This is a genomic window from Neobacillus drentensis (assembly GCF_036966985.1).
Taxonomy (GTDB): domain Bacteria; phylum Bacillota; class Bacilli; order Bacillales; family Cytobacillaceae; genus Neobacillus; species Neobacillus drentensis_E.
Map to the genome: position 1 here is coordinate 1 of NZ_JBALSN010000815.1, position 1,102 is coordinate 1,102.

A 1,102-nucleotide genomic window follows, 5' to 3' on the forward strand; every position below is an offset into this window, starting at 1 on the left:
AAGCACAAGCATGATGATGGGAAGGATGCTCATATATAAACCCATTCCATGTTCTCCAAGCTCTCTCGCTAAAATCATATTGACTAAAAACTCGATACACTCAGCAATGAAAGCTGCGACAGATAGCAGAATGACCCCTTTTACAAATCGATTCATGTAGCCTCCACTTGTCTAAAAGCAAATTCTTTTCACATTCTATGAGACAAGTCCTGAAAATATTTTAATAATAGAAGACAAAAAAACAGCGACTGATTGATCGCTGTTTTTCTTTACACTGCAAACACATGACGACCAATGCGTTCTACAATTTTACGAGAACGAATCCAGTTATCTGTCGCCGTTTTTGGATTATAAAAATAAATCGCCTTTGTTGTTCTGTCATCTTCTTTGACAACCTGCTTCACAGCTTTTACGGAATCCTGGTCTGCCTTATCATTGATACTTCCATTTGATACGGGCTGGAAGGCATTTCGCTGATAAATCACGCCTCTGACACTGTCAGGAAAAGAGCGGTGTTCTACGCGGTTTAAGACGACGCTTGCTACCGCTTTTTTCCCGGCGTAAGATTCACCTTTTGCTTCGGCATGTACCAACCGAGAAAGCAAGTCCATTTCTTCATTAGAATAGTGTGATTGATTTCTTGAGCTTGCTGGCTTTGCCGTTTCCTTTTTCTTCGGCTTCGGTTTTGATGCCTTCTCCTCTGTTGACGTGCTTAGCATTTTCACTTTCGGCTGATGTTTCTCCTCTGAAAACGCTGGGATCACAGTATGCTTTTCATCTTGATCTATATATGAAAGCTGATGCTTTACAGGTGCTTGTCCAAGTTTCTGACTTAATGTGCCTTCTTGCTCTTGTATATTGTCCATCTTGATCGCTGAGATGAGCATAAGGATGGCAAAAAGAGCTGTATGAATTTTGATCATTCGCCTCATTCCTCCTTTAATCAATGTAGGCTGTAAGATACTTGTCCACTCTAACAAGAGCTTCTTCTATTTTCACGCACAAAGATTTTCATGCCTGTCCAAATTCCGTCATTAAATGGCATGTCCTAGTTGAAATACGCACGAACTGGTAATGTAAGCGTTTAATATAGTCTCTTTTT

At 40.3% G+C, this 1,102-nt stretch carries 2 protein-coding genes; both read right to left on the bottom strand.

Annotated elements, in window-relative coordinates:
• A partial coding sequence (locus V7659_RS31990) for an oligosaccharide flippase family protein (protein ID WP_335543983.1) occupies positions 1-156 on the bottom strand: 156 nt, incomplete at its 3' end.
• Between the two features lie 113 nt (positions 157-269).
• Entirely contained in the window at positions 270-923 is a 654-nt protein-coding gene (locus tag V7659_RS31995) for a cell wall hydrolase (RefSeq protein WP_017359441.1), read from the bottom strand.
• Between the last annotated feature and the right edge of the window lie 179 nt (positions 924-1,102).

Bases quoted from the DNA above. Each gene is read 5' to 3' on its own strand.
- V7659_RS31995 (WP_017359441.1), bottom strand. From the start codon at position 923: ATGATCAAAATTCATACAGCTCTTTTTGCCATCCTTATGCTCATCTCA.